The sequence below is a fragment of the Arthrobacter sp. JCM 19049 genome, from assembly GCF_001310435.1.
The window spans coordinates 1-1,742 of sequence record NZ_BAXF01000448.1 but is presented as its reverse complement, the minus strand read 5'-3'; the positions used below and the strand labels follow the sequence as shown (position 1 = coordinate 1,742).

The 1,742-nt window shown below is 65.9% G+C and carries 2 protein-coding genes; both read right to left on the bottom strand.

Annotation, left to right across the window (positions count from 1 at the left end; genetic code table 11):
• The coding region (locus JCM19049_RS13240; RefSeq protein ID WP_279403205.1) for an NAD(P)-binding domain-containing protein at positions 1–287 on the bottom strand (287 nt) is incomplete at its 3' end.
• 65 nt (positions 288–352) lie between these two features.
• Positions 353–1,150: a TIM barrel protein gene (locus tag JCM19049_RS13235; RefSeq protein WP_054821817.1), complete on the bottom strand. Its 798-nt coding sequence runs from the start codon at positions 1,148–1,150 to the stop codon at positions 353–355.
• Between the last annotated feature and the right edge of the window lie 592 nt (positions 1,151–1,742).

The window sequence follows — 1,742 nt, the reverse complement described above, 5'->3', positions numbered from 1 at the left end:
AGGAGTTGTCGATCCACAGCGCCGGACTTCGCGTTGGCGAAGACGCCGTCCTCGCCGGTGACCACGGCTTCCACGTCCGGGGAGTCCGGCACCATGGTGATCACCACGTCGGCGTCCTTGACCGCCTCGGCGATGGTCTTTGCCGCGGTGCCGCCGGCGGCGGCCAGTTCCTCGGCCTTGGCGGCGCTGCGGTTGTAGCCGGTGACCTTGAAGCCGGCGTTGACCAGGTTCTTGGCCATGGGCAGGCCCATGATGCCCAGTCCGATGAAGGCGATGTTCTTGCTCATTTGTCCTGTTCTTTCAAAGCTGTCGAAGGCGGTGCCGGCGGGGCCGGCCTCGTGCGGGAGGTGCGCTAGGCGGAGGTGCTGGCGGTTTCCAGCCAGTTGAACGCGGTCTCGCGCTCCTGCTTGTACTCCAGGGCGACCTTGCCGGTGTAGCCTAGTTCGCGGGAACGGTCGATCCAGTCGAACAGCGGCAGGTTGCCGGTGCCCGGTGCGCCACGGCCCGGGTTGTCCGCGATCTGGATGTGGCCGAAGTCCTTGGCGTGCTGCTCGATCACCGCGGCGACGTCATCCCCGTTCACGGCCAGGTGGTAGAAGTCGGCCAGCAGGGCGATGTTCTGGTTGCCGGCGGCCTTGACCTTGTTGATGACCTCCAGCGCGTCGGCGGCGGTCTTCAACGGGTAGGCCGCGGTGCCGGAAACCGGCTCGATCAGCACGGTGCCGCCGATGCGGGCCACGCCCTCGGTGGCGGCGAGAAGGTTCTTCAGGCCCAGCTCGTCCTGCTCGGCCGGGGTGTATTCCTCCTGGCGGTTGCCGTAGAGCGCGTTGAAGGCCTTGCAGCCGGTGGCCTCGCCGATCGCGGCGACCACTTCCACGTTCGCCTTGAACTCGGAGCAGCGGCCCTTCCAGGACACCAGCCCGCGGTCGCCGCCGGGCATGTCACCGGCGTAGAAGTTCAGTCCGTCCAGCTGCACGCCGGCGTCCTTGAGGGAGGCGACGAACTTATCCACGTCCTTGTCGCCGGGCACGGCCTCGGCGAACGGCCACCAGAATTCCACGCTGTCGAAGCCCGCGGCCTTGGCGGCGGCTGCGCGTTCCAGGATCGGCAGTTCGGTCAGCAAGATCGAGCAGTTCAGTGTGTAGGACACGTCGTTCCCTCCTTGAAGTCTTTCCATAATTTCAACATGTGGAAACTATGTTTTGGTTTATGGAAACTTTATGGCGAGATCTGGGTCACTGTCAAGGGGGTTGCGTAACGCGGCGCACATCTGGGGCGGGGCCGGGAAATTCCACGGTGAACCCGCCGGCGACCAGTCAAGGACAGGGCGAACGGCGGACTGCCTTGAGGCATCCGGCCCGTGAAGCCCCCGGATCATGCGGTGACCGGAGGGTCATCGCCCGTACCGCGGGCGCCACGACGCCCCTTCACCCGCCCTGCGGCACTGCGGAGTATTTTTCCGCATCGCAGAAGGCAGGCACTCCGCCTGACGGAAAACCAGTGGTCAATAGTTATCGGCATCCGGAGAAATTCGCCCCCTGGGACGTTGCGGTACCCCGCTGCTGTCCAGGGTGGGGACGGCGGCGATATTCAGGCGATCCTGTCCGGAGGCATGAAGCCATACCGGAACCGTGGACTACCACCGCAGCAAGGTTGAGGCCGGTCGCATGCGGCCCTAACCGCCCAGCCGTGCTCAGGCCAACCAGCGCTGGGCCTGGTCCGACGCCGCCGGGCTGCCGCCC